The sequence below is a fragment of the Curtobacterium sp. B8 genome, assembly GCF_000333315.1.
Classification (GTDB): Bacteria; Actinomycetota; Actinomycetes; order Actinomycetales; family Microbacteriaceae; genus Curtobacterium; species Curtobacterium luteum.
On sequence record NZ_BACW01000064.1, the window covers coordinates 1 to 1,500 of the forward strand.

The following is a 1,500-nucleotide window of genomic DNA, read 5'->3' on the forward strand; positions in this document are numbered from 1 at the left end:
CGGCACGATCATCGTCGTGCCTCCGGTCTCGCCCGGCTTCGACCCCGAGCGCTGCTCGCCCGGACCCGCGGGCCGTCGGACTGCCGGGTCACGGCCGACCTCGCCCGATCGCAGGCCGATTCGCTCCGGGCAGCGGTCGGCAGCACGGCCACGGTCCTCGACACGACTCGGCTCTGGTGTGCGGGGGCGTGCCCGATCATCATCGGCGACACCCTGGTCCGGTTCGATCCGGTCCACGTCACGCCCGACGCCGCCCGCGAGTCCGCTCCGGCTCTCCTCGCGCTCCTCGAGCAGGCCGGGGTCGTCGATGATGCGGCTTCGTCCGGTGCCGCGCAGCAGAAGAGCGCCGAGACCGAAGGCCTCCACGACACGACGAGCTCGACTCCAAGTGCGGCGCGCGCGTCGAAGACCACCGGGCCGACGGCCGAGAGCATCCGGCAGCGGACGCCGTCGCCGGGCGGGTCGCGCGGACGATCGTTCCCATCGCGCTTGCAAGGGGATGACGAATCGGGCGTACCAGGTCGGAACGAGCGACCTCATCCACAGGGACGACCTCCTCCGCCCGGGAGCACCACCCACGCCCCGAACGACCAGCCACGCGCCACCCGCGGCCACCGCCCGACCCCGGTGTGGGACGATCGACCCCGTGATGGAGATGTCCCCCGACGACTTCGAGCAGCTCGTGACCGACGAGCTCGACCGCCTGCCGGACGACATGCTCGACGGCCTCGACAACGTGGCCTTCGTCGTCGAGGACGCCCCCGAAGACGGCTCTGACCTGTTCGGCGTCTACGATGGGGTCGCCGCGACCGAGCGGGGACAGTACGGCTTCGGCGAGCTCCCGGACCGCATCATCGTGTTCCGGACGGCGCACCTCGCGGAGTGCGACACCGTGGAGGAGCTCCGCGACGAGGTGCACACGACCCTCGTGCACGAGATCGGCCACTACTACGGCATCGACGACGAGCGGCTGCACGAACTCGGCTGGGCCTGACCGCCCCGAACTGCTCAGGTCCGGACGGTCACGTCCGCCAGCGCGGCCGGGTCCTCGGCGGCGATGAACGCGATCTCCTGCGCCGCCCACCGCTCCCACTCCTGCTCGAACACCGCGCCGTCGCGCCCGATCGCCCGGCGTCGCCGCTCGTCGTCGTCCGCCTCGAGCCAGACGCGCAGGGTCGCCATCGGCGCCGACGCCCGGGAGAGCGCTCCGCACCCCTCGACCACGATCGGCAGGTCCGGGTGCAGCGACACCCACCCCGCGGGCTCCGAGGCCTCCCAGTCCCAGCGCCGGTAGCCGGACGGCGCTCCCAGGACGTCCCGCACGACGGCGTCCGCCGCGTCCCGGAGTCCGTCCCACCCCGGGTAGAGGTCGTCGAGGTGAACGAGCTGCGCGCCGAGCTGCTCGGCGAGGGCACCGCCGAGCGTCGTCTTCCCGGGGCCGGACCGCCCGTCGACCAGCACCACGAGCCGCGCCTTCCGCCGGAGCCCCGGCCCGGGCAC

At 73.3% G+C, this 1,500-nt stretch carries 3 protein-coding genes; 1 reads left to right on the top strand and 2 read right to left on the bottom strand.

From position 1 onward, the window contains the following. Window positions 1-366, bottom strand: a 366-nt coding sequence (locus tag I59_RS23105) for a hypothetical protein (RefSeq protein WP_222834980.1), incomplete at its 3' end; no start/stop codon positions are given. A 283-nt stretch (window positions 367-649) separates the two neighbouring features. On the opposite strand from I59_RS23105, the gene I59_RS01815 reads away from it, so the two are divergent. Next, a complete protein-coding gene (locus I59_RS01815; protein WP_022902411.1) occupies window positions 650-994 on the top strand; it encodes a metallopeptidase family protein in 345 nt (114 codons plus the stop codon). Window positions 995-1,008: 14 nt separating this feature from the next. On the opposite strand, the gene I59_RS01820 is transcribed toward I59_RS01815, so the two are convergent. Further along, window positions 1,009-1,500, bottom strand: a 492-nt coding sequence (locus I59_RS01820; protein ID WP_376764440.1) for an ATP-binding protein, incomplete at its 5' end; no start/stop codon positions are given.

What these genes read in the sequence shown, in the direction of transcription:
- I59_RS01815 (WP_022902411.1), top strand. Translation starts at nt 650, where the DNA reads ATGGAGATGTCCCCCGACGACTTCGAGCAGCTCGTGACCGACGAGCTC.